The sequence below is a fragment of the Paenibacillus sp. OK060 genome, from assembly GCF_900101205.1.
Lineage (GTDB): Bacteria > Bacillota > Bacilli > Paenibacillales > Paenibacillaceae > Paenibacillus > Paenibacillus marchantiae.
This window is the reverse complement of record NZ_FNFR01000014.1, coordinates 32,183-54,176: the sequence shown is the minus strand read 5'-3', so window position 1 is coordinate 54,176 and position 21,994 is coordinate 32,183. Positions and strand designations below refer to the sequence as shown.

The 21,994-nt window shown below is 35.0% G+C and carries 20 protein-coding genes; 19 read left to right on the top strand and 1 reads right to left on the bottom strand.

Features of this window, described 5'->3' with window-relative positions; genetic code table 11:
• Positions 1-28: 28 nt before the first annotated feature.
• A complete protein-coding gene (locus BLS14_RS30510; RefSeq protein ID WP_090955635.1) occupies positions 29-463 on the top strand; it encodes a hypothetical protein in 435 nt (144 codons plus the stop codon).
• A 478-nt stretch (positions 464-941) separates the two neighbouring features.
• Here the strand turns inward: BLS14_RS30510 and BLS14_RS30505 are convergent, their stop codons facing one another.
• The gene (locus tag BLS14_RS30505) at positions 942-1,685 is read right to left on the bottom strand and encodes a helix-turn-helix domain-containing protein (RefSeq protein ID WP_176854883.1); all 744 of its coding nucleotides are present in this window, start codon (positions 1,683-1,685) and stop codon (positions 942-944) included.
• 129 nt (positions 1,686-1,814) lie between these two features.
• On the opposite strand from BLS14_RS30505, the gene BLS14_RS30500 reads away from it, so the two are divergent.
• The 18 genes from BLS14_RS30500 (at position 1,815) to BLS14_RS30415 (ending at position 21,552) form a co-directional block, all read left to right on the top strand.
• Positions 1,815-2,960, top strand: coding sequence for an acyl-CoA dehydrogenase family protein (locus BLS14_RS30500; RefSeq protein ID WP_090955631.1), 1,146 nt, complete (start codon positions 1,815-1,817; stop codon positions 2,958-2,960).
• 14 nt (positions 2,961-2,974) lie between these two features.
• Positions 2,975-4,108, top strand: a complete 1,134-nt coding sequence (locus tag BLS14_RS30495; RefSeq protein WP_176854881.1) for an aminoacyl--tRNA ligase-related protein — start codon at positions 2,975-2,977, stop codon at positions 4,106-4,108.
• Complete coding sequence (locus tag BLS14_RS30490) at positions 4,108-4,365, top strand: acyl carrier protein (protein WP_090955627.1); 258 nt, start codon at positions 4,108-4,110, stop codon at positions 4,363-4,365. The genes BLS14_RS30495 and BLS14_RS30490 overlap by 1 nt, the downstream gene beginning before the upstream one ends.
• Positions 4,362-5,618: an ATP-grasp domain-containing protein gene (locus tag BLS14_RS30485; protein WP_090955625.1), complete on the top strand. Its 1,257-nt coding sequence runs from the start codon at positions 4,362-4,364 to the stop codon at positions 5,616-5,618. The genes BLS14_RS30490 and BLS14_RS30485 overlap by 4 nt, the downstream gene beginning before the upstream one ends.
• Positions 5,619-5,651: 33 nt before the next feature.
• Positions 5,652-6,896 carry a diaminobutyrate--2-oxoglutarate transaminase gene (ectB, locus tag BLS14_RS30480; RefSeq protein ID WP_090955623.1) on the top strand — a complete coding sequence of 415 codons (1,245 nt, stop codon included), beginning with the start codon at positions 5,652-5,654 and terminating at the stop codon, positions 6,894-6,896.
• 25 nt (positions 6,897-6,921) lie between these two features.
• A complete protein-coding gene (locus BLS14_RS30475; protein ID WP_090955621.1) occupies positions 6,922-8,727 on the top strand; it encodes an ABC transporter ATP-binding protein in 1,806 nt (601 codons plus the stop codon).
• Entirely contained in the window at positions 8,699-10,360 is a 1,662-nt protein-coding gene (locus BLS14_RS30470) for an ABC transporter ATP-binding protein (protein ID WP_090955619.1), read from the top strand. Before BLS14_RS30475 ends, BLS14_RS30470 begins: the two co-directional genes overlap by 29 nt.
• A gap of 118 nt (positions 10,361-10,478) precedes the next feature.
• Positions 10,479-11,516 carry a nucleotidyltransferase family protein gene (locus BLS14_RS30465; protein WP_176854879.1) on the top strand — a complete coding sequence of 346 codons (1,038 nt, stop codon included), beginning with the start codon at positions 10,479-10,481 and terminating at the stop codon, positions 11,514-11,516.
• A 79-nt stretch (positions 11,517-11,595) separates the two neighbouring features.
• Complete coding sequence (locus BLS14_RS30460; RefSeq protein WP_090955616.1) at positions 11,596-12,567, top strand: hypothetical protein; 972 nt, start codon at positions 11,596-11,598, stop codon at positions 12,565-12,567.
• 72 nt (positions 12,568-12,639) lie between these two features.
• A complete protein-coding gene (locus tag BLS14_RS30455) occupies positions 12,640-13,803 on the top strand; it encodes a sedoheptulose 7-phosphate cyclase (RefSeq protein ID WP_090955615.1) in 1,164 nt (387 codons plus the stop codon).
• A complete protein-coding gene (glmM, locus tag BLS14_RS30450) occupies positions 13,800-15,155 on the top strand; it encodes a phosphoglucosamine mutase (protein ID WP_090955613.1) in 1,356 nt (451 codons plus the stop codon). The genes BLS14_RS30455 and glmM overlap by 4 nt, the downstream gene beginning before the upstream one ends.
• A 12-nt stretch (positions 15,156-15,167) precedes the next feature.
• Positions 15,168-16,412, top strand: a complete 1,245-nt coding sequence (locus BLS14_RS30445) for an aminotransferase class III-fold pyridoxal phosphate-dependent enzyme (RefSeq protein WP_090955611.1) — start codon at positions 15,168-15,170, stop codon at positions 16,410-16,412.
• A complete protein-coding gene (locus tag BLS14_RS30440; RefSeq protein ID WP_090955608.1) occupies positions 16,403-17,332 on the top strand; it encodes a sugar phosphate isomerase/epimerase family protein in 930 nt (309 codons plus the stop codon). Before BLS14_RS30445 ends, BLS14_RS30440 begins: the two co-directional genes overlap by 10 nt.
• A gap of 14 nt (positions 17,333-17,346) precedes the next feature.
• On the top strand, positions 17,347-17,718 hold the full coding sequence (locus BLS14_RS30435; protein WP_090955607.1) for a cupin domain-containing protein: 372 nt from the start codon (positions 17,347-17,349) through the stop codon (positions 17,716-17,718).
• On the top strand, positions 17,715-18,698 hold the full coding sequence (locus tag BLS14_RS30430) for an ROK family protein (protein ID WP_176854877.1): 984 nt from the start codon (positions 17,715-17,717) through the stop codon (positions 18,696-18,698). The genes BLS14_RS30435 and BLS14_RS30430 overlap by 4 nt, the downstream gene beginning before the upstream one ends.
• 12 nt (positions 18,699-18,710) lie before the next feature.
• Positions 18,711-20,288, top strand: a complete 1,578-nt coding sequence (locus BLS14_RS30425; protein ID WP_176854875.1) for an NHL repeat-containing protein — start codon at positions 18,711-18,713, stop codon at positions 20,286-20,288.
• 4 nt (positions 20,289-20,292) lie between these two features.
• Positions 20,293-20,919: a nucleoside/nucleotide kinase family protein gene (locus BLS14_RS30420; protein ID WP_176854872.1), complete on the top strand. Its 627-nt coding sequence runs from the start codon at positions 20,293-20,295 to the stop codon at positions 20,917-20,919.
• Positions 20,920-20,928: 9 nt separating this feature from the next.
• Positions 20,929-21,552 carry an NUDIX hydrolase gene (locus BLS14_RS30415; RefSeq protein ID WP_090955593.1) on the top strand — a complete coding sequence of 208 codons (624 nt, stop codon included), beginning with the start codon at positions 20,929-20,931 and terminating at the stop codon, positions 21,550-21,552.
• Positions 21,553-21,994 lie beyond the last annotated feature (442 nt).

The following is a 21,994-nucleotide window of genomic DNA, read 5'->3' as shown; positions in this document are numbered from 1 at the left end:
TGAAAAAATATAAGGTAGGTGCTTCATTTTGAACGGTACTAGCCCAGGATTACAACATCTAGGACGGTTTATCCTCTCAAATGTAATTACTGCTTTAACAGCTGCTGTCTTGTACACCATTCTGATTTTTGCAGGGCCACAAAGTGATGGTGGGATAGATAATGCATTCACAACAGGTATTTTCTATATATTCTTAATTAGCATTCCGGTTTTTCTGCTTTCCATAGTCAGTACATCGATCATCGTGTGGATGAGAGATAGATTGTTTAAGGGGAAAATAAATGCCATTGGCTTAAATCTTATGTATTTGTTGATTGCTATCGTAATCAGTGTTGTATTTTATTTCATCCATCAGTCGTTCTTTCAGACAAATGTGGTTTTGGGAGTATCAGCACTATTACCGCTTTTGGTTTTTGGTATTCTATACGAAAATTACATTATAAAAGCACCTAAAACATCATAAAGCTTTATTTTGGAAGATCTTAAGATAAAATGAACGTAATTTATGAAATCTATACTCTTCAATGTATCTGTGTTTATGTACTCAACAAATGAGATGATAAAATTACAGCGACATGATTGGACTGGTAAGTTGTATTTATCAGGATGAAGAAGAACATTGTGAACACTTTTAGTATGTGAAGACAATAAGAACTTGGCGAAACACAGGGGTATCGTTCCTTTTTAAAGCCATTGTTCAATCAACGGGTTACAGTCTTAAACTAACAACGAATTTAAACTTTTATGCATCCAAAACGCATGATATCGCTTTCGCGAAGTTGTGCGTTTTTTTATTGCATAAAAATCCAAGGAGGCCTGTAATGTTGAAATTAGGTCTTTAACGTTTTAAGGTAAAGCTTGTTGAATCGTTATGTACAATGCGAAACCTAATTTAGAAAAAGAAAAAATGTGTTCAAGTATACTTGAATAGATTTGCGTAATTATTGCAGTATGGAATGATTGCTGGCCAATCCCTCTCTATATTGGCTTGGAGATTTCAAACAGTATCTTTTGAAAATAGAACTAAACTGAGACAAACTATTATATCCAACATTTGATGCTATGACTTTAATGGATAAATCGGTTTCTGCTAGTAGTTCTTTTGCTTTGTTAATTCTCAATTGGTTCACAAAGTAAATAGGGGATGTTTTAAACACTTTGGAATAAGTGTTACATAGATACGTTGGATGGACGCCAGCATATTCAGCTAAGTCTTGTAATGTTATGTTCGACTGATAGTTTTTTCTAATGAATCTATTTAACTGAATAAGTCTCGCATCTATTTGGTCCTTTTTCTCCAAAGTACTGGGTTTCTGGAGGTTCTCTAAGAAAGACATAACGGCTATAGTATTGGTATCAATGGAATGCTTATTTTCTAAAATTAAATCAAAAGGAGAAGGATCGAATCCAGTTAGATAAGGCTCTTTGAGTATAACTGTCCTACAACTGAATCTAACTATCTGAAGACTGATGGTTTGATTACCAGGGTTAAACAAGCAAAACTGACTGTGAGTATATTGAAATATTGCACTGTTTCCTGAAGTTAAACTAATGTTGCAGCGGTTTATTTGTATTTCGAGGTTATTATCGGTTTTGATATAAAGAAAGTCATACTTCGTTAAGGACCATTTTTCAAGCGCTCCGGGAAACAATAATAGCTGAGAGATAATACCTTGAATTTGCAAGTTCCCATCCTCCATTTAATTATATTCATATTTTACCTTATATAACATTATACAGATAGTATTGTTTTACATATTAGTAAAATGGTAAATTAAATCTGTTGTAAAAATTCATCATATGGAGATACTTTTATGAATAATTTGTATCATTATGTAGAAGAGTTCACTAAATATTCAAGAGATTGTGAACATAGTTTGTCAGAAAAAATCGACTTCTTATTGAATATGGATGCACACCATTTTACTCAAGATGTTCATATAAAACCGCAAGCCTACGTTCGACTTATTTCTGGTTTGTCGGAAACTTGTCCTTCAACCGCACTAAGTTTCGCAATGCACTTATATACTCAGTGGGGACTTCAGAAAATTGGCGTTGATGAGAAACTAATTCATTCAGTTTTGAAGGAATCTGCTTCAGGGAGACTGTTTGCCTCGCTTAATGAACCAGGATTTTATTTCTTAAGAGAAGATCAACTAAACCCCGAACAGTTTTCTGTCCATGCCAGAAAGACAGAACAAGGCTACGTAATAAATGGAGTAAAAAAATTTGTTTCTTTGGAGCCATATGTTCACTTCCTTCCAGTTTATTGCTACGTTGATAACCCCTCTGAACAGGAGGGACGAATAGCGGTGCTTTTAATTAGGAGAAGTTCTGAAGGGATCTCTGTAAAACCTGACTGGGATACTATTTCGATGTCTGAGAGCAATAGCAACAGTTTGTTATTCGATAATGTGTCTGTTCCGTACATAGATGCTTTATTCACTGCAAAGGATGCTCTACAAAAGACCAATGTATTTGGATACTTATTCCGTTTAAGTATTGTTTCGGTTTACTATGGAATTGCCAAAAGAGCCTATGATTTTGTAAAAGAGTATTGTAGAAGCAAACAAGTACCACACACTAATCGTGCCCTTTCTTTTTTTCCTGGTGTGCAATTTTCAGTGGCTGAGATGTCCATATTATTGGAAACAAGCTTTTCGCAAATTACAAGATATTCAAATTTACTTGATGATGTCCTTTCAGGCAAACTGGTTTCCGACAATATTAGCAACATTAGCTTAATTACGAAAGAGCTTGTTACTAGAAATGCTGAGCAGATCGTGAATATTGCAATGAAAATTTCAGGAATAAGCAGTATTGGGAAAAGCAACATTTTATCTAAATTATATCAGGATGTAAAAGCAGGTGGCTTTCATCCTCCACAATCAGATGTTGCGTATGAAATGATTGCTAAATACGAGCTGGGTGTTTTAACCCATCGGACACGATGGTTATAGAGAGGAGATTGACAATGTATATTTCGTTAGAGGTCCCTGGAAAATTGTTTGATAAAGTTGATATCTTGATTGACAGAATTCTTTATTTATCTGAATCTGTATCAGGTTTAACTTACGATAGCGATAAAAAAGTTATTGAACTTCATTTAGATTCTGAAATTGATGGTGATAGAATATCGTCATTGAGAGATTCGTTTCAAACACTATGTATTGAGTTAGAGAACGTTCGAAGTATTAAGGAAAGAGTTGTAAAAACAAATCTTCCTCAGTCCAAAGATCATTCTCGTAAGCCTAATGGTAATACTGTGAATGATTCAACTATGCATGAAAGTGGAATTCTGTTAAAAGAGAAGTTGGATCAGACATTCCTTAAGATTGCAAAAAAGAACGGTGCCCAAATGAGGGAGTACCCATCTATACTTACCAAAGACAACATGTTGAAAAATCAGTACCATGTTCATTTTCCTCAGAATATCTTTGGGGTAGCATCTGTTCCTCATAATATCGACGCAATAAAGACTTTCCGACTTAAAGCAAAGGAAGAAAGATATAACGATGCACTAGAGTTTAAAGGGGAAGTTTTACAACCATGTATATGCTATCACTGCTATGAAGAATTACAAGGCCAAATATTGACTAAAGAGAAAGCGCTTACTGGAAGAGGAGAATGTTATCGTCATGAAGTGAAGTGGAGGGAAGATAAATTCAGAAAAAGTCAGTTTACTATGAGAGAAATTGTATTTATTGGCGATGAAGAACACGTAATCAATATGCGAAATGATATTATGAATGTCGTTTGGAACTTATTTGAATCCATTGGTTTGAAAGGGAGAATTGCTACGGCAACAGATCCATTTTTCTTCAGCCAAGATTTGAAAACCAAAGGAACATACCAAATGATGAGTAACGCGAAATACGAACTTATTGTTACCACATCAACTGGAAAAGAGGTATCTATCGCTTCATTTAACTATTGCAATGATATGCTTTGCTCAAAATATAACATCAAAGATGTTAATGGGCAGCCTCTACATTCTGGATGTATTGCTTTTGGTACGGATCGTTGGAAAGAAGCTATCATTGATTTATATGGATACAAGACAGAAAATTGGCCTGATTTGAATATAGAAATGGAGTTGTTTTTATAATGGTTCAGCAAGTTTCTTCTTTGGAACAAATAATATTATCAAAAGTTTTAGAAGTGTTACATCGTGAAGGAGGTATTGAATTACATACTGAACTTCGAAATGAGGGTCTAGATTCTATAAAGACAATTGAGTTAATTGTAAATTTAGAAATCGAATTTGATATTCAGATCGATGATCAAGACCTATTAATTGAGAATTTTTCAAGTATATACAAAATATCCGAACTCCTTACTAATACATATGGGTTGCAACAATGATACAATATGTAATCATTGTTGAATCAGGTAACAGAGGCGCTGAAATACTGTCTTTTCAAACATTAGGATATGAAGTGATTTTAATTACTTCAGGTATTGTACCGTACGATAGTGAAAATATTAAACGTGCAACAAAAGTAATAACTGATAAGAGAATAGTGCAGTTTAACTTTTTATCTTCATTAATAAACGAGATTAAAAGCGAGCACATGGTAAAAACAATTGTTTCTACAAGTGACTTTTTTATATATCCAGTCAGTTTAATTTGTGAAAAGTATAATTATTCGTTTCTAAGTTCAGAATCATCTTTTGTCTTTCATTTTAAAGATGAATTTCGAAGGAAACAAAATCAATTAAGTTTTGCTCATCCGAAATTCTATTCATTTAGTGAGATCAAGGAAGCAATAGATTTTTATCGTACTTCTCAGAACAAACAATGGGTCTTTAAACCAGTAAATGGTAACGAATCAGTAGGTGTAAAACTGATAAATAATGAACAAGAGTTAACCGAAAGTTTTAAGAAATTAAAATACATTTCTCGGTTTACAGGGAACCTATATAAACCTACTTTCCTGTTGGAAGAATACATTCAGGGGAACATTTATAGTTGTGAATTTATCGTTGCTAACGGTCAAATTCAAATTCTAGGTGTTACTAACCGTCTAATGAGTCAATTACCATACTTTATCGAGCTAGGATACACATTTCCTGTTAATGAACCGATAGTGGATAAAATTGTTGAAGAAACTAAGCGTTTTGTAGATGAGTTTCAGTACAATTTTGGCCCATGTCACATCGAATTTATTGTTACCGAAGAAGACGAGGTTTATATTCTGGAAGTGAATCCCCGACTTATAGGTCCACCCAATCCGTGGATGATTGATCGAGCACTGAACATATCTGTTTTTGACCAAGTATGTGCATTGTTTGTTACAGGGGAACTTGCGAAAATGAATTTAAGTAAGCCAAAATATTCGGTATGTCTTGAAGTAACAAGCCCCATTGCAGGAAATCTCTGTGGAATAAAAATTGATCAATCATATATAAATCACAGTGATGTAAATATCATTTTTCTTAAAGAAGTAAATCAGTATGTTACTGGGGCGTCTTCAAACACAGATATCATTGCAAGAATACTTACAGTATCGGATTCAATTGAAATCGCGCAAAATTTAGCAATGGAAATATATGAAAATACGGAATTAGAGATGAAAATACAACCCAAAGTGATCTCTTTTACGAATAAACAGTAGATAATTTAATGTAGAAAAAGGAATGATTAGCACATGGTTTTTGAAGAACTAGAATCTAACGTAAGATCGTATTGTAGGTCATTCCCTGACAAATTCACTAAAGCTAAGGGAGCTTTTGTTTATTCAAACACAGGAAAAAAATATATTGATTTTTTTGCTGGAGCAGGCGCACTTAATTATGGTCATAATCATGAATATCTAAAAAGTAAGCTTGTAGAATATATTGAGACAGATGGAATTGTTCACTCTTTGGATATGTATACTGAAGCAAAGGAACAATTTTTACTTAAATTTGATAACTCCATATTAAAAAGAAAAGGGTACTCTTATAAATTACAATTTTGTGGACCTACTGGGACAAATGCTGTTGAAGCTGCCATAAAATTAGCTAGAAAGGTTACCCAAAGGACAGGTATATTTGCATTCATGGGAGGTTTCCATGGTATGTCGCTAGGTAGTTTATCCGTAACTAGTAACCACTATCACCGGCAAGCTGCCGGTATTCCACTGAATAATACAACGTTCTTTCCATATGCAGGTGATACATACAATATGGACACCCTATCATATATTGAACAGGTTTTAGCAGATGATCATTCAGGAATTGATAAACCGGCAGCTATAATATTAGAAACAATCCAGGCTGAAGGTGGTATTAATGTTGCTTCAGTCGAGTGGTTGAGATCCTTGGAAGAGCTGTGTAGAAAACATGAGGTTTTGCTCATTTGTGATGATATACAGGTTGGTTGTGGACGCACAGGTACCTTCTTTTCATTCGAGGATGCTGGCATAGTACCAGATCTTGTAGTTCTTTCAAAATCGATAAGTGGGTATGGTTTACCTATGGCACTACTCTTAATAAAAAATCATTTGGATATTTGGTCTCCAGGTGAGCACAATGGCACGTTCAGAGGCAATCAACTGGCGTTAATAACAGCTGCCGCCGCTCTAGATATATGGGGAGAAATTGAAAATGATATTGCTATAAAATCTGCTCAAATGAAATCTGTACTTGTAAGGATCTCATCGATCCATCCTCAAATTGAAATCAGAGGCAAGGGAATGATTTGGGGAGTAGATTTAAGTCGAATTCAATCTTCATATATAGCTGAAAAAATAAGAGACAAATGCTTTGAAAAAGGATTGCTTGTAGAATGTGTTGGACGAAAAGATTCAGTTATTAAATTACTTCCACCATTAACAATAAATCAAGTTGAACTAAATGATGGGTTTCATGTTTTAGAAGAAAGTATTCTAGAATCCTTGAGGGAGGTCTAGATTTAAATTAAGGGGTGGAATTATCTTGGGACAGACTAGTCTTAGAATAGGAGAAAAACGTGTAACAACAGGTAAAGTTAATCTTCTCAAGATATATACATGGACTCTTTCTTTTCTTAGTCCATACAAAAAGTTGTTTTCAGTTAGCATACTACTTGGACTAATTCTTTCTTTAGCACAAATCTCAATACCTAAATTTGTACAATTCTTGGTAGATGAAATTCTTCCTGCAAATGACTTATCTAAATATCGGAATTCCCTTGAAATTATAGTTTTTATCATTACAATCGTCGTCATTTCTACAATACTAAAATATATGATTGATCAGAAAGTCCAAGAATGGGTGTCAAGGGATATGCAGATAGGAGTCTTTCATAAAATAAGAAGCTTAGGTTACTCGTTTTATGAGAAATATCCTGTTGGAGAGGTATTCTCATTATTCCAAATTGAAGTTGAAGCGTTACAGAAAATCATTCGTCTGTACTTTCCAACCATTTTGCAGTTTACGATAACGTTTATAGTAACTTTTACATTTATGTTTTATTTAAGTTGGCAACTTTCATTAGTGTTTATTCCAGGAATAATCATTTACTACTTGTGTGGACCATACTTTGAAAGAAAATCAGCTTTGTATGCGCAACAATTGGAAAATGCTCATTCAGAACTCAACAAAAGACAATATGACAGCATATCTTCCTTGATTGAATTAAGGTCATATGGGCAAGAGGGATGGGATCTGGAACGTCTTTTAGAAAAAGACAAACAAACTGCTGCGATTAATGTGATTTTCTTTAAACTTATTAATTATCGTGGTGCATTTCGAAGGGTTATGGTGTATTTCAGTGGTGTTTTAATGTTCATCTTTGGCTATTTTTTTGTTTCCCAAGATCTTCTGACACTAGGAGAGTTTATAGCATTTACGATTCTTTATTATAAGGTAATGTTTGATCTCACGGTCTTAATAACAAATTTAACCGAACAAAAGGAATTATTAATTCAAACTGTAAGATTACATTACTTCATGGAGTTGGAGTCTGATGTCATAGAAGCGGATAATCCAGTGCAGCTTCCTGTAGTGAGAGGTAGGATCGAATTCGATAATGTAAGTTTCGGGTATAGTCCTTCCTCAATGATCTTAAAAAATATTGATCTAACAATAGAAGCAGGAGAAAAGGTGGCTTTTGTTGGCATGAGCGGACACGGGAAGTCTAGCTTAATAAAGATGATCTCACGGTTTTATGATCCTACAGAAGGATCTATTTCTTTGGATGATGTCATATTATCCGAACTTTCGTTGTCCCAGCTTAGGGAAAATGTAGGGTACGTATTCCAAGAGACGTATTTGTATGGCAATAGTATCAAAGAAAATATACGATTTGGTAATCCAGATGCATCAGATGAGGACATAATCGCCGCTTCGAAGGCAGCATCTGCTCATAGCTTTATTAGTGAACTTCCAGATTCATATGAAACCCTCGTAGGCGAAAGAGGAAGTAGGCTCTCGGGCGGACAGAGACAGCGAATTGCGATTGCGCGTATGATCCTGAAGAACCCTCCAATAATTGTCTTAGATGAGGCAACATCCGCTTTGGACCACGTCAACGAAAAGAAAGTAAAAGATGCGCTTGACCATCTTTTTAAAGGACGTACCATTCTCGCAGTAGCTCATAGGATTTCAACGATACAGGACTATGACAAAATAGTTATGATAAAAGATGGTAGGATATCTGAAGTTGGAACTTATGAGAATTTGCTCGTGAAAAAGGGAGCTTTTCATGAGTTACTGATGGGAGAGAAAAAAGATGCTTCAGTCGCTTCGTTGGGTCGTTAGCTATATTGCAAAGGTTAAACGTATATATCTCTTGGCAATGCTTTTGCTCGTGATATCCGTTGTTACCAACTTGATGATTACATTTACTCAAAAATATATTATTGATGATGTATTTTTAGAAAAAAACTATAGTTTGTTTCCGTATTTACTAGGTTTATTTGTTTTCTTGGCTTTTAGTTACATTGCCTCTTGGTGTTTCAAAGATATCTTGTTTGAAAGAGCCTCGGATAGATTGAGGTTGATGATGCGAAAAGAGTATATGGAATTTCTATATCAAATGCCTGCAGATCATTACCAAAAAGAACGAGTGGGTAGTTTGCTATCTTATCTCAATGACTTGTTAAACTCCAAGAATACGTATATCTGGGGGTTTCCAGATCTTATAGAAAGAATTCTAAATCTTATACTGCTCTTATGCATTGTAGGCTTTACTGTACCACAGCTCTTATTTATTATTGTGCCACTTTCGGTCCTATACATTATTCAGGGAAAATACTTTGGTTCACGTATAAGTAAATTATCAATTCAACGTAGTAACCTGAAGGCAGAACACAATGTGAATATTGAGGAAGGTATATCTGCTTCAAGAGAAGTCATTGCTTTTCATCGAATTCATTGGGAAATCAATAAGATAAAACAAAGCGCACAAAATTACATTCATAAAGTTTTTGAAATTGCTCGTATACAGAGAAAGCAATTAGTCATTTCCGAACCTATGCGATGGGGCTCCAACCTATTAATTTTAGGTTATGGCGGATATATGGTTTTGGAAGGTAACTTAACCATCGGTACCTTTGTAGTGTTCTATCAATTTTCCATCCAATTATTAGATGCTTTTCAAGGGACGTACAATTCAATTATGCAATTTTCAAATGATTACGGAGGAATATATAAGGCACAACAATTAATGAGTAGTAAACAAATGGATCCAGGAGAAGTCAGCTTGACGCAGCCTGTCAAAAGGATCTCTTTTAAGAAGGTAAGTTTCTCTTATGCTGAAGGAGAAAAGCAAGTTCTTAATGGCCTTACGATAGAAATTCCATTTGGTAAAAAGGTAGCAATCGTTGGAGAAAGCGGATCAGGTAAATCAACAATTGCTCAACTTCTTCTTAGACTATATTCACCTACTTCGGGACATATCGAGATTAATGATATTCCAATACAAAAGTTAAAAAGGGAAACTTGGGCTCAAAAAGTGAATGCTGTTTTTCAAGATCCCTATCTTCTGCCTGATAGCATACGTTCTAACATAACTTTAGGCCGTGATTTTACAGAAGCAGAACTTGCTGAGGCTTGTAGGCATGCTGAGATTTACGAGAATATCGTGAGTCTTCCAGATGGTTTCGATACCTTATTAGGTGAACGGGGAGTGAACTTATCAGGCGGTCAGCGACAAAGAATAGCCCTGGCAAGGGCTATAATAGGAAATCCCGAAGTTCTAATACTGGATGAAGCGACTTCTGCCTTGGATTTAGAGACGGAAAGGCGTGTTCAAGCCAATATTGATCTTATACGAAAAGAGAAAACGACTATTATTATCGCACATCGATTATCTACTGTAGAAAATGCCGACATTTGCTACAGTTTGGCTCAAGATCCATTGATAGCGAATAAAGTAGAAGTGAAAGGGTGATTAAATGGTTACTAATTTAGATTCTTTAAAGACTGAAGAGAGGCTAGTCCTATTGTTAGTGAAACCAACATGGACAGAGACGGAAACTACGCAGGTAATGGACTTGGTGAATTCGCACATGGATTGGAGTCGAGTGCTGGGATTATTACAATATCATCGTGTTACCGGGATGGTTTGGAGCAATATTCAAAAATATTTGAAAAAACTTGATGTTCAGCTTTCATATGAAAAGCTCTTTTCAAACGTCTCCCAAAGTTACAATCTTCAATTAAATAAGGCAAAAGAACAGTGGGAACATACAAAACGAGTATGCCAAAAGTTTGATGAAAATGGGATAAACTATGCACTGCTTAAGGGCATAGCCCTATCAGCTTGTGTGTATAAAGATTGGGGAGCACGGAATTTCGGTGATACAGATATCCTTATCCATCCTAGCCAGATAAATTTAGCAACTCAATGTCTCAAAGATGTAGGATATATCCAAGGTGTCATTAATTTAGACCGGAGTGATATTGTTGCTGCATCTAGAAAAGACACGATGTTTTGGTCTCTAGTATCTCATGAAGTACATCCTTTTATTATAAAGACACCCAATTCATTAATTATCCATTCTCACGAAGTAGATCTTCAGTTCTCTATTGATCTAAATACTGCAAATAGAACTGATGTTTCAGTCACAAATTTATTAGACAATTCCATTAGTGTGAACATAGATAACACTCGTATAAAGACATTGAACTGGGAAGATTTTTTAATATTCTTATGTATTCATTATTACAAAGAAGCTACCACAATTAGAGATGTAAAAGCCTATAACGATCTTACCTTATATAAGTTATGCGATATCTTTTATCTACTCGTTCATAAAGAAATTTGTATCGATTGGAATAAATTTCACGAAAGTGTTGAGGCAACGCAGTCTCACAAAGGAGTTTACTACGCATTATCAAACCTTAACAGTCTGTATATTGATGTAGTATCAGATGATATTCTGATCCGTTTGAAACCTCAGGATTTATCCTATTTGGATGAAGTATACCACTACAATAGTAACGAAATTGCAGGAAGATGGGATATGTCTTTTGCAGAAAGGTTTTTTGATCCAAATCGAATAATTAAGCTCAATGAGGAAATCGCAATGAGTAATCGGAGCTAAATGGATTGATATTGTTTTATAGACTAAGTTGTTCTCTTATTCTACTTCTAAATATCTTAATATATGGGGTCATTAAATTATGAAAAAACTTTTTTTGGGACAACCAATAATGGACACAATGAATTACCAAGGGACTTTATTTTCCATTCTCGCTGATGAAGAGAACTTGATGCCTTGGGTTTGCAATAATTTTATACAGTTAAGATATGTAATTGATTGGGAACTATATTGTTATGATAATCAAGACATAATTGTTGAAACTTGTCCGTTTATTAGAAAGAATGTCCTGTCACGGGAAATAGTGAATTCTAAATGGGATACATTCGTTGATTTTATAAAGCATTCTATTGACTCTGATTCATATGTTTGGTGCCATTTAGACCGTTTCTATATTCCTGCGCATGCTGTTTATAAGAAACAAAGTCAGTTTCATGAAACCCTGATATTAGGGTACGATGATGAGTCAATTTATATTGCTGATAATCTGGCAAATGGAAAATATCAAGAAACAAAATGCACGTATGAAGAGATAAATGATGCTTTTAATAATATTTGCAGTCCTTATGATCATATATCTCGGGTTATTTTGCTAAAAAAGAAAAATGAAGATATTTATGAGTTGAACATTGATCAAATCATAGATGGTATGCGTCGACATTTATACTCAAAGCGTTCGTTTGATCCTATCAATTATAACGTCATGAGTCTCTATGGCCTGGAAGTTTACAAGTACTTGTTAACTAGATTTAGACATCACAAGCACAAGATTGAAAATCTAGATATAAGGCCATTTCACCTAATTTGGGAGCACAAAAAAATTATGATGCTTCGTCTACAATACATGGCTAATTTAGGTTATCTAAAACATACAGATGAAGCCATTGTGAAGTATGTAGATTTAGAGAAACAATCTATGATTTTAAGGAATACCGTTATTAAGTACAACGTTACGAAGTCTAGTTCTCTTCTAAATAAGATAGAAGCGGAGTTAGAAAAGATCCTACGTCAAGAAAAAAGTTGCTTAGAGGAGTTATTAAATAAAATAGGCTAGAAAACAAAGTGTTAAGTCGACATTCATGAGAATATACCACATTAAACTTTATAGAATGCAAGGAGATCAGAAATGAAAGTAAATAGTATGAGTGAAATTATAGCTGATGTAAATCAAAGTACTTCTTTCAAAGTATATTTCTCAGAAGGAATATTTAATTTAGAAAATTCTTTGATTAAGGATTACTGTAAGCAAAAAAAATGCTGTGTGGTCATAAGTGAAACGGTAAATAAGCTTTTTAGAAATGAAATTGAAGGATATTTTAGTTCTCATATAACTAACTTCAAAATTATTGTAATTAAGACGACGGAACTTAATAAAAATATGGATAATGTTTTGGAGATTTGCAGTAAAGGGAAAGAATTTGGACTAGACAGAAAATCACTGTTTGTTGCTATAGGAGGAGGTATATTACTTGATATCGTTGGTTTTGCAGCATCCATGTTTAAACGACGCTTAGATTATTTGCGAATACCGACTACATTATTAGGGCAGGTTGATGCAGGTGTAGGTATAAAAACAGGTGTAAATTTTGCAGGCACAAAAAATTATATAGGATCATTTCACCCCGCAATTGCTACTTTCAATGATATCAATCTGTTGAAAACGCTTCCCGAAGATCAATTCTTGTGCGGGATAGGGGAAATTATTAAAATGGCAATCATTTGTGATCAATACCTCTTCGATCTTGTAAAAAAGAATCATGTGGAACTTCTAGAGGGCAAATACCAAAATAATTTGTTTGTTTCAAATAAGATTAATTATATATCTGTCCAACAAATGCTCGACCATCTCAATGGAAACTTTTATGAGGATAATCTTGAAAGGCTGGTAGACTTCGGACATACGTTTAGTCCTTTTATAGAAGAGTATTCGAATTATAGAATTAATCACGGTAAAGCGGTTGTAATGGATATTGCGATTTCAACTGAAATATCCTACCTAATGGGTAGAATTAATGAAACTGATAGGAATAATATCTTATCCACGTTGTTGTCAATTGGATATGAAATTTTCAATGCGGAAACGTTCATTCCAGAACTTATGTATAAATCGTTAGATATAGTGATTCAACATCGAGGAAATGATTTAAACCTTGTAATTCCTCTATCTATAGGAGAAGCAAGTTTTGTCAAAAAGCCTGAACAACTTCCTTTACAATTACTTGCTTCAGCAATGAATAATCTTCAAATCTATCAATCTGCATTTAACGCCAAAAGGAGCATTGAAGTATGATGAATGATCTTTTTGGAACGGACGGAATACGAGGATTTTCAAACGAAGAACTATCGCCAGAGAGAATTTTGAGAATTGCTAGAGGTATCGGAAATTATATTATTCAATACGCTGGGGATTCTGAGAGCAATCACAAAGTTATCATTGGATATGATACTAGACAGTCCAATTTGATGATTGAGCATGCTTTAATTGCCGGATTTACTTCTTGCGGGATTGACGTGATAAAAGTGGGTATACTCCCGACTCCAGCGATCGCATTCTTAACGAAGAAATACGATTGTGATTTAGGTATTGTAGTGTCTGCTTCACACAACCCCTATTACTATAATGGAATAAAAATATTTGATAGATATGGCTATAAAATAACCAAAGAAGAAGAGAAGAAGATTGAACAACACTACAATCAAAATAACAATAAGTTTGGAAATGAAACTATAGGAGAAGTGTTATTTTGGGAAGCGAAAGGAAGTTCTGATTATCTGGATTACCTTTCAGTTAGTGTACCCATTACGAATGAAGGTTCAAAGTTAGTTATAGACTGTGCTAATGGAGCAGCAAGCAACATCGCACCAAAGTACTTTAAGGATTTAGGTTTTGAGATTGTCTCAATTAACGATCGTCCAGATGGGAAAAATATTAATAAAGCTTGTGGGTCCATGGACACCAGTTTACTAGAACATCAGGTTAAAAGTTCAAAAGCTATTATGGGAATAGCATTCGATGGAGATGCAGACCGCTGTATCCTAGTTGACGATCAAGGTCATAGACTCACTGGGGATGAAATGCTCACGATGATTGCCTTGTACTACAAAGATAATGGGGAGCTATTTAATAACACTATTGCTACTACTATTATGACAAACTTAGGCTTGATCAATCATATCATTCACTACGGAATTGAAATAGAAATCACCCCAGTGGGGGATAAAAACGTAACCATGTGTATGAAAGAGAATCAAATTGTGCTCGGGGGAGAGTCTTCGGGGCATCTCATGTTCTCAAAGTATAGTACCACTTCTGATGGATTACTAACTGCCTTGCTCTTCATACAAATGATACAGACTTTAAAGCAGCCAATTAGCATGTTGCGAAAAGCATCATTTATGTACCCCAATAAATTAATCAATATACCATGTAATGCCTCATGGGATATGCCTAGATATATCCAAGCGAAGATAGAGAAAGTGCAAACCCAACTCGGAGATCGAGGGAGAGTATTTATAAGAAAATCTGGTACAGAACATTTAGTGAGGATATTAGTTGAAGCCCACGATTTAAACGAAGTAATGAGTATAAGTAAATATTTCGAAGAGGTTATCGTAAAAGATACTTTATTGATAAGAAACTAGGAGGAAAATATTATGAAAATTACAAACAGTGTGTATTTGAAATACTTGACTAGAAATACATGGCCCGTGGAAGGCACATCGCCAGCATGCCGTGGTGAGGGAATTTACTTTTGGGATTATGATGGAAAACGATTTATGGATTTTTCCAGTCAGACGTTGAATTTACTTTTGGGTCAGTGTCATCCTGCATTAGTGGATGCAATTACGGAACAAGCTAAAACATTGACCTATGCTTCGAGTCGTTTCAGCTCTATGTCTTATTTTAAGACTGCTGAGAAACTTGTTCAAATAGCACCAGACGGATTTACCAAAGTGAATATTAAAATGTGTGACGGGTCTGATGCTAATGAAACCGGTGTGAAAATTGCTAGGAAATATACAGGTAAGACTGGCATTATTTCATTTAATCAGGGCCACACAGGTCAAACGACACAAACCATTCAATTAAGAGGTTATGGAAGGGACCCTAGGACGTTGGCCGGCAATACGGATGATATTGTGTTTGTAAATCCTCCAAATTGTAAAGAAGAGGGAGACTATAAAGAAACATTAAATGAATTAATTGAAGTTATTAAGACAAAGAGTATTGCTGCCATTTTGTTAGACCCAATGATGGTGAACGCAGGAGTCTTAGTTAATTCCAAAACAAAATTGTATTTACAGAGTGTGAATAGCCTAGCGAAAGAAAACGGTATTCTTCTTATATTAGATGAGAATCAAAGTTTTGGTTGGTTACCAGGTTTATTTGCTACAAACTATTATGGTCTTTCTCCAGATATTATTACCTTAGGAAAAGGACTATCGGGAGGTCATCCATTAGCTGGAGTGCTGGTGAAAGAAGAACTTTCTGCCGTTCTTGATTACAATGAAGCAGATTTTACTCATGGAGGACATGCTCTATCTTGTGCGGCAGCATTTGCTTGTTTAAATGAGTTGGAAACGACTGATTTTGAAATTGAGTTAAAGTATGATGCTATGGTCAGCCAAATTATGACTTTAAAAGAAGCAAATAATTTATCTTTTTCTCATAGGGGAGTTGGATTAATCCATTGCATTGAGTTTGACAATACGGATAACAATGGAGATGAAATCGCTGAAGAAGTCTTTAATCGTTCTTTAGAAAGAGGTCTGTTCTTAAGACGATATAACAACAAAATTGTTATTAAGCCTCCGGTAATCGTCACATTAGATCAAATTAGCGAAATGTTTGAGATACTAGGCGATGTGATGAAGGAGATGGAAACCTTATGCATTTAGGATTATTTACTCGCATCTATCAGAACGAAACATTAGAGGTAGCCTTAGAAAAGATTAAAACCCTTGGTATTAACAGCGTAGAGTTAACTGCAAATAACGGGAGTTTACATTTTGATATTGAACGTGCATCAGATCCAAGTTACAAAAATAAACTCAATCAAATTTTTTCTGAATCTGGACTAACAATTTCAGGCTTAGCAATTCATAGAGATACTCAGCTAGTACTAGGTCCCTATGGAGAAGCAACGCAGCAGTTTTATTCCGGATCTAAAGAAGAACAAAAAGCTTACGGAATTCGAAGAACTATTCAAGCTGCAAAGGCAGCAAAAGAGTATAACATCCCATTGGTTATTGGCCATCTTGGATGTTTGGAATTCTCACAGTATCATCCTTGGCCTTCTAAAGACGGATGGGAGAAACAGAAAGAGAATGCTAAAAGCACCTGGATGCCTATTTTAGAGGAATATGAAAGATTAGGAATTAAATTTGCACATGAGATTAGTCCGCAACAAATGGCTTATAACCTTGAGACGGCTTTAGAAATGAGTGAACTATTAAATATAGATAGTTTCGGTTATTGTTTGGATCCTTCGAATTTATTGATTACTGGAGTAGATCCTTCCATTTATGCAGAAGTCTTAGGAAAGAAAATCTTCAACGTACATGGAAAAGATACAGAATTCACTAATCATTTAAATACATCTGGATGGATGCCACATGGAGACCTAAATAGGAAGGGAAGAGGTTTCAGATCCCGTATCCCTGGTTGGGGCGATACTAACTGGAAAAAGTTTTTAACCGCAGTGAAATTATCAGGTTATAATGGTGTGATTTCTTTAGAGATCGACGATATATCAATGTCATCAGAAGAGGCAATATCCAAAGCAAAGCAATTTCTTGAACCAATTTTATTTGAATAGAATGAGGTATGAAAATGGGATATAAAATTGTGAATGTATTTAATACTGCCTATGAACCTGAGAAGAGTCATGGGGGACAGGGATTCTTATCAAAAGTTAGACCTTATGAATCTAAAGATTTTCATTCAGGAATTGATTTTATAGACTTTGTTGAAATTCCTCCTGGCGTTTCTATTGGTGTTCATACACACAATGAAAATGAGGAAATATACTTTATTATAGAGGGAACTGGTTTAATGACGCTGGGGGAAAAAGAATATGAGGTAGTTGCAGGCGATGTTATCTCAAATCCTCTCCACGGGACGCATGGGTTAGTGAACAATTCCAATTCTACTATGAAAGTATATATTTTTCAGGTCTCTCTCCAAAGGGAGGCTTCCATTTGAAACAGAACGTAATACTTGTGTTTGATATAGGCGGGACTACTTCTAGGGCTGGAATATACTTGACTAACGGTGTTTTGCTTGAAGTAGTAAAACAAGGAAGTCCAAGCTATCTGAATAATCCAGAGTCTTCTATTGAAAATTTAGTGGATTTGCTGATTGAATACTTTGTGGGAACGTATGAGTCATATATTGCTAATTACAATATATTAGGTGTAGGAGTTTCATTCCCTGGTCCAGTAAATAGTGTAGGTGCGGTTTCTTCAGCACCTACACTTTGGAGCGGAATAAATACTAAACAAATCCCTTTAGCTGAAATATTAAAGAAAAAGTTAGATATGGAACACATTTATGTGGTAAATGATATGACAGCAGCGGGTTATCGATATTTTGATACTTCATCTGAAGATTACTGCATTGTCACTGTAAGTTCGGGACTGGGAAACAAAGTATTCTTGAAAAACGTGGGTCCTCTTAGTGGATTAGACGGTTCGGGTGGGGAATTGGGTCATTCATACATCGGTGATACATTTCGAGATTTCATTTGTGAATGTGGACAACCTGGACACTTAGCTAGTGTATCCTCTGGAAGAGGAATTGAAAAACTAGCTAATATTTTCCGTGTGAAGAATACTGAACTTTTTAATAATTCCTCATTAAATTCTGAGGATTATATCAACAATCAAATTTTAGCTGAAGCAATTAAAAAAGGTGATTTGTTCGCCAATTACGTTCTTGATGAATCAATTAAACCTTTAGCTAATTCATTATCGAACATATTTTATTCTATTGGAATCAAGAAATATATTATTATTGGTGGATTTGCTACCTCATTGGGAGAGTTGTATACCGACAAACTTCAAAATGAAATTCACAAAGTCACTACATTCATGACTCCTGAGAATTTGTCTGTTGTGATAGGAGAAGAAGATGATGATCATGGTCTTATTGGAATGGGGAAATTAGTATTATCCAAAATATGATTATGAAAAGGAATGGGCATTTTGAAGTTTGAATATAAGTTTGATTTTGGACCTTTATATCCTAGAGTGTACAATGAAGAATCAGTTTTTGAAGAACCTATCTATTTTGAAACAAGCAATGATAAAATAAGCTATGTTGTTGATATCAATGGAGATTACGAATTAAGTGGTTCTCTAAAACGAGTTGCCCATCGGAATATTGGTAGACCTGGATTGAAGAACCCTATAATCATGAATAATAATGGGGTAGCATTAGAGTATGGGGTTGATATTTTAAAGGTTGAATGGAGAGAGAATTTAAAGATTACCACTAAAACAGAGACCTATCATTATCCAGTTATCCTTGATATCGATCCAGAAACTATACAATTACTAGAAGATGGTGTTCTTCTTACCATGAGGAAAACTCAACAAGTATTCTTGTTGAGTAATAGCGGCAAGTTAGTCACATCTTTCGGAATCAAAAACAGACCTGGAGACAAAGAACAATTAAACGTTCCTATGTTTTCCGTCTATATTCATCAAAGCCGAACCATATTAATTTGTGATTCAATAAATTCTAGGGTCATTGAAATTGATTTAGAAGGCAATATAGTGTGGCAATACGGTAATGCCGGAGAACTTGGATCAATTGACGGTTTGTTGTGGAAGCCGACATGTGCAAGACGGTTGGCCGATGGCAGGACAGTCATCGCAGATTCAAAAAATCAAAGAATTATAACCGTAGACTTTTCAGGTAAGATAGTAAATGAAATAGGGCACTCACCTGTCGAAAAGCACCTTCTTACTTATCCAAGAAGTATCCAGGAAGTTAATAATTATTGGATTATTGCAAACACTCACAAAAATAATTTTTGTTTTTACAACAAACAATCTGGTACTTCAAACTTCTGTTCTTCACTTGCAGGTTCAAAGTTATATTGGCCTAGATGTGGAGTAGTTAACCCTCAAAACTCTAATGAAATAGTTATCGGAGATGGTTTGAATAATAGAGTCCTTGTAGTAAATTTATCTACATATACTACTACAGGTTCATTTAATGACTATAATCATGATGGCCAGCTTAATAGTTTGGGTGATCCCCACCATATTGAAGTTGAACGTAAGACTGGGAACCTACTTATTACCTTGACAAGCAATAACGAGATTGTCGAACTTAATCAAAACGGAAAACTGTTAAGAATCTGGGCAAATCTAGACGACCCCCATTCTGCTAAGTACTTTTCAAAAGGAATAGTGATAGCGAATTCTGGCAAAAGCGAAATCATTTTGATAACGGTTGATCAAAAACGTGAAGAAATAAACGGTTTTTATTCAATGGAAGATAGAAAGTGGCACACGTTTAATAGACCTAGGTTTGTGATGCCTTATTTAAAAGGTTTTTTAGTTATGGATACAGCAAACCAGAGGTTAGTATATCTAATAAAAGATGATAACTGGTATGGTAAAGTAGTAAAAATGATATTTCCCGATAAGCTTCCCCTTAAGAAGCTATGTGCTGCTCGTTGGATTGAAATCGCTATCAACGGCGATCTGCTTATTACGGATACTGAAAATAATCGAGTTATTCAAGGGGCTTTAATCTTATAAGGTGGTGGATGCAATTATTATTTCTTTTTCTGGGATTGATGGTTCAGGAAAAACAACGTATGCTCAAAAATTAGCCGCAGCTCTTTTTGAAAGAGGATATAACTCCGAATACTGCAAGCCGGATTATGTTGTTAATGAGATAATGAAAAAATATTGCGAAAATGAGTTTGGTGATCCGTTCTCATATATCCCAAATATGAATGGTAATGTGTATATTTACGGTATTTTAATTGATTGGTTGGATACATTGAATAAAAAACTTCAAAATCAGTCTAATAAGATAATTGTGCTGGATAGATATGTATATGATATACTTGCTCAAGGTCTTCATTACAATGCCAATATTGAGCCTATGATAAGTTTGATTTCCCATTTTCCCCACCCTACCATAAGTTATTTTATTGATATCGAGCCCATAAAAGCTTATCAAAGGTTAACAGAAAGACCTTCCCCCCCGATTCATCATCTAGAAAGTTTAGATAATCTAGAAATTTTAAATAATTGCTATTCAGAGGTTTTCTCAAGAATCAATTGGAATAGAACTCATATTTCAGCCGGCATGCCTGTTGAAGAAATCTTGAGTCTACTCATATCCGAATATAATGACATGTTGTCAAATTGCGAAAGGTAGGAGAAGACCATGAGTTCAGGTAGTGAATGGCTTGATTGGGTTAAGAGGATTCAAGCCATCGCACAAACAGGTTTGACTTATTCGAAAGATGTATATGATCTTGAGCGATATGAAGAATTAAGAGCCCTTAGTATTGAAATTCTTGAGAATTATACTAATGTAGGAATGGAGAAGATTAAACTACACTTTGGAAGTGAAACGGGTTATGCTACCCCTAAGGTAGATATACGTGGTGTTGTTTTTCAAGAAGGTAAAATACTCTTAGTAAGAGAAAAGGCTGATAACGCATGGGCGTTACCAGGTGGTTGGGCTGACATTGGCTATTCTCCTTCCGAAGTAGTAGTTAAAGAAATAGAGGAAGAATCAGGGTTCATTACTACCTCGAAACGAATACTGGCTGTACTTGATAAAAAATTTCATGATCATCCACCAGAACAGTATCATGTATATAAAATTTTTATTCAGTGTGAGATTGTTTCGGGCGATCCCAAAGGGGGTCTTGAAACTCTTGAGGTCGGTTTCTTTGATAAAAAGGAGATCCCTACACTGTCACTTGAGAGAAATACTTCTAACCAGATCCAAACGATGTTTCAATTTTTAGATGACCCGCAGAAAGTGGTAATAATTGATTGATAAGAACCCAAGTTTTATGAATGAAGTATATAAAATTATAGAGTAACCAAGCAACTTACTAAAATCTACTACGATATTACATTATTGACAGCATCTGTCGAGGGACAAGAACATATTTCCATTGAAGTCGCTAATTTAGCGGCTTTTTTTATTTTATCGGTACAAGCTCGTGTCCCGAGCATAGGACAAGAACTTGTACCGATTGCCGAAATGGACAAGAACATGTTCCCATTACCGATTTGGAATATATCTAATCGGTTTTAATCTCTTAATTTAGCTTAACGTGTAGGGTCCCGGTCGATAAAATAAATGTTATTCAGCGAATAAGGGGAAATCAGTACGAATTGAAATGGTGAAATTCGGCTAAAGTAATAGTTGCCATGATTTTATTGTCATATTGCAGAAATTTGTAGCTAGCTTAAGCTGCTATTGAGAGATATAA

Excerpts from the sequence above, each read along its gene's own strand:
- BLS14_RS30500 (WP_090955631.1), top strand. The coding sequence starts at position 1,815 with ATGAATAATTTGTATCATTATGTAGAAGAGTTCACTAAATATTCAAGA.
- BLS14_RS30495 (WP_176854881.1), top strand. The coding sequence starts at position 2,975 with ATGTATATTTCGTTAGAGGTCCCTGGAAAATTGTTTGATAAAGTTGAT.
- BLS14_RS30490 (WP_090955627.1), top strand. The coding sequence starts at position 4,108 with ATGGTTCAGCAAGTTTCTTCTTTGGAACAAATAATATTATCAAAAGTT.
- BLS14_RS30485 (WP_090955625.1), top strand. The coding sequence starts at position 4,362 with ATGATACAATATGTAATCATTGTTGAATCAGGTAACAGAGGCGCTGAA.
- ectB (WP_090955623.1), top strand. The coding sequence starts at position 5,652 with ATGGTTTTTGAAGAACTAGAATCTAACGTAAGATCGTATTGTAGGTCA.
- BLS14_RS30470 (WP_090955619.1), top strand. The coding sequence starts at position 8,699 with ATGCTTCAGTCGCTTCGTTGGGTCGTTAGCTATATTGCAAAGGTTAAA.
- BLS14_RS30465 (WP_176854879.1), top strand. The coding sequence starts at position 10,479 with ATGGATTGGAGTCGAGTGCTGGGATTATTACAATATCATCGTGTTACC.
- BLS14_RS30460 (WP_090955616.1), top strand. The coding sequence starts at position 11,596 with ATGAAAAAACTTTTTTTGGGACAACCAATAATGGACACAATGAATTAC.
- BLS14_RS30455 (WP_090955615.1), top strand. The coding sequence starts at position 12,640 with ATGAAAGTAAATAGTATGAGTGAAATTATAGCTGATGTAAATCAAAGT.
- glmM (WP_090955613.1), top strand. The coding sequence starts at position 13,800 with ATGATGAATGATCTTTTTGGAACGGACGGAATACGAGGATTTTCAAAC.
- BLS14_RS30445 (WP_090955611.1), top strand. The coding sequence starts at position 15,168 with ATGAAAATTACAAACAGTGTGTATTTGAAATACTTGACTAGAAATACA.
- BLS14_RS30440 (WP_090955608.1), top strand. The coding sequence starts at position 16,403 with ATGCATTTAGGATTATTTACTCGCATCTATCAGAACGAAACATTAGAG.
- BLS14_RS30435 (WP_090955607.1), top strand. The coding sequence starts at position 17,347 with ATGGGATATAAAATTGTGAATGTATTTAATACTGCCTATGAACCTGAG.
- BLS14_RS30425 (WP_176854875.1), top strand. The coding sequence starts at position 18,711 with ATGGGCATTTTGAAGTTTGAATATAAGTTTGATTTTGGACCTTTATAT.
- BLS14_RS30415 (WP_090955593.1), top strand. The coding sequence starts at position 20,929 with ATGAGTTCAGGTAGTGAATGGCTTGATTGGGTTAAGAGGATTCAAGCC.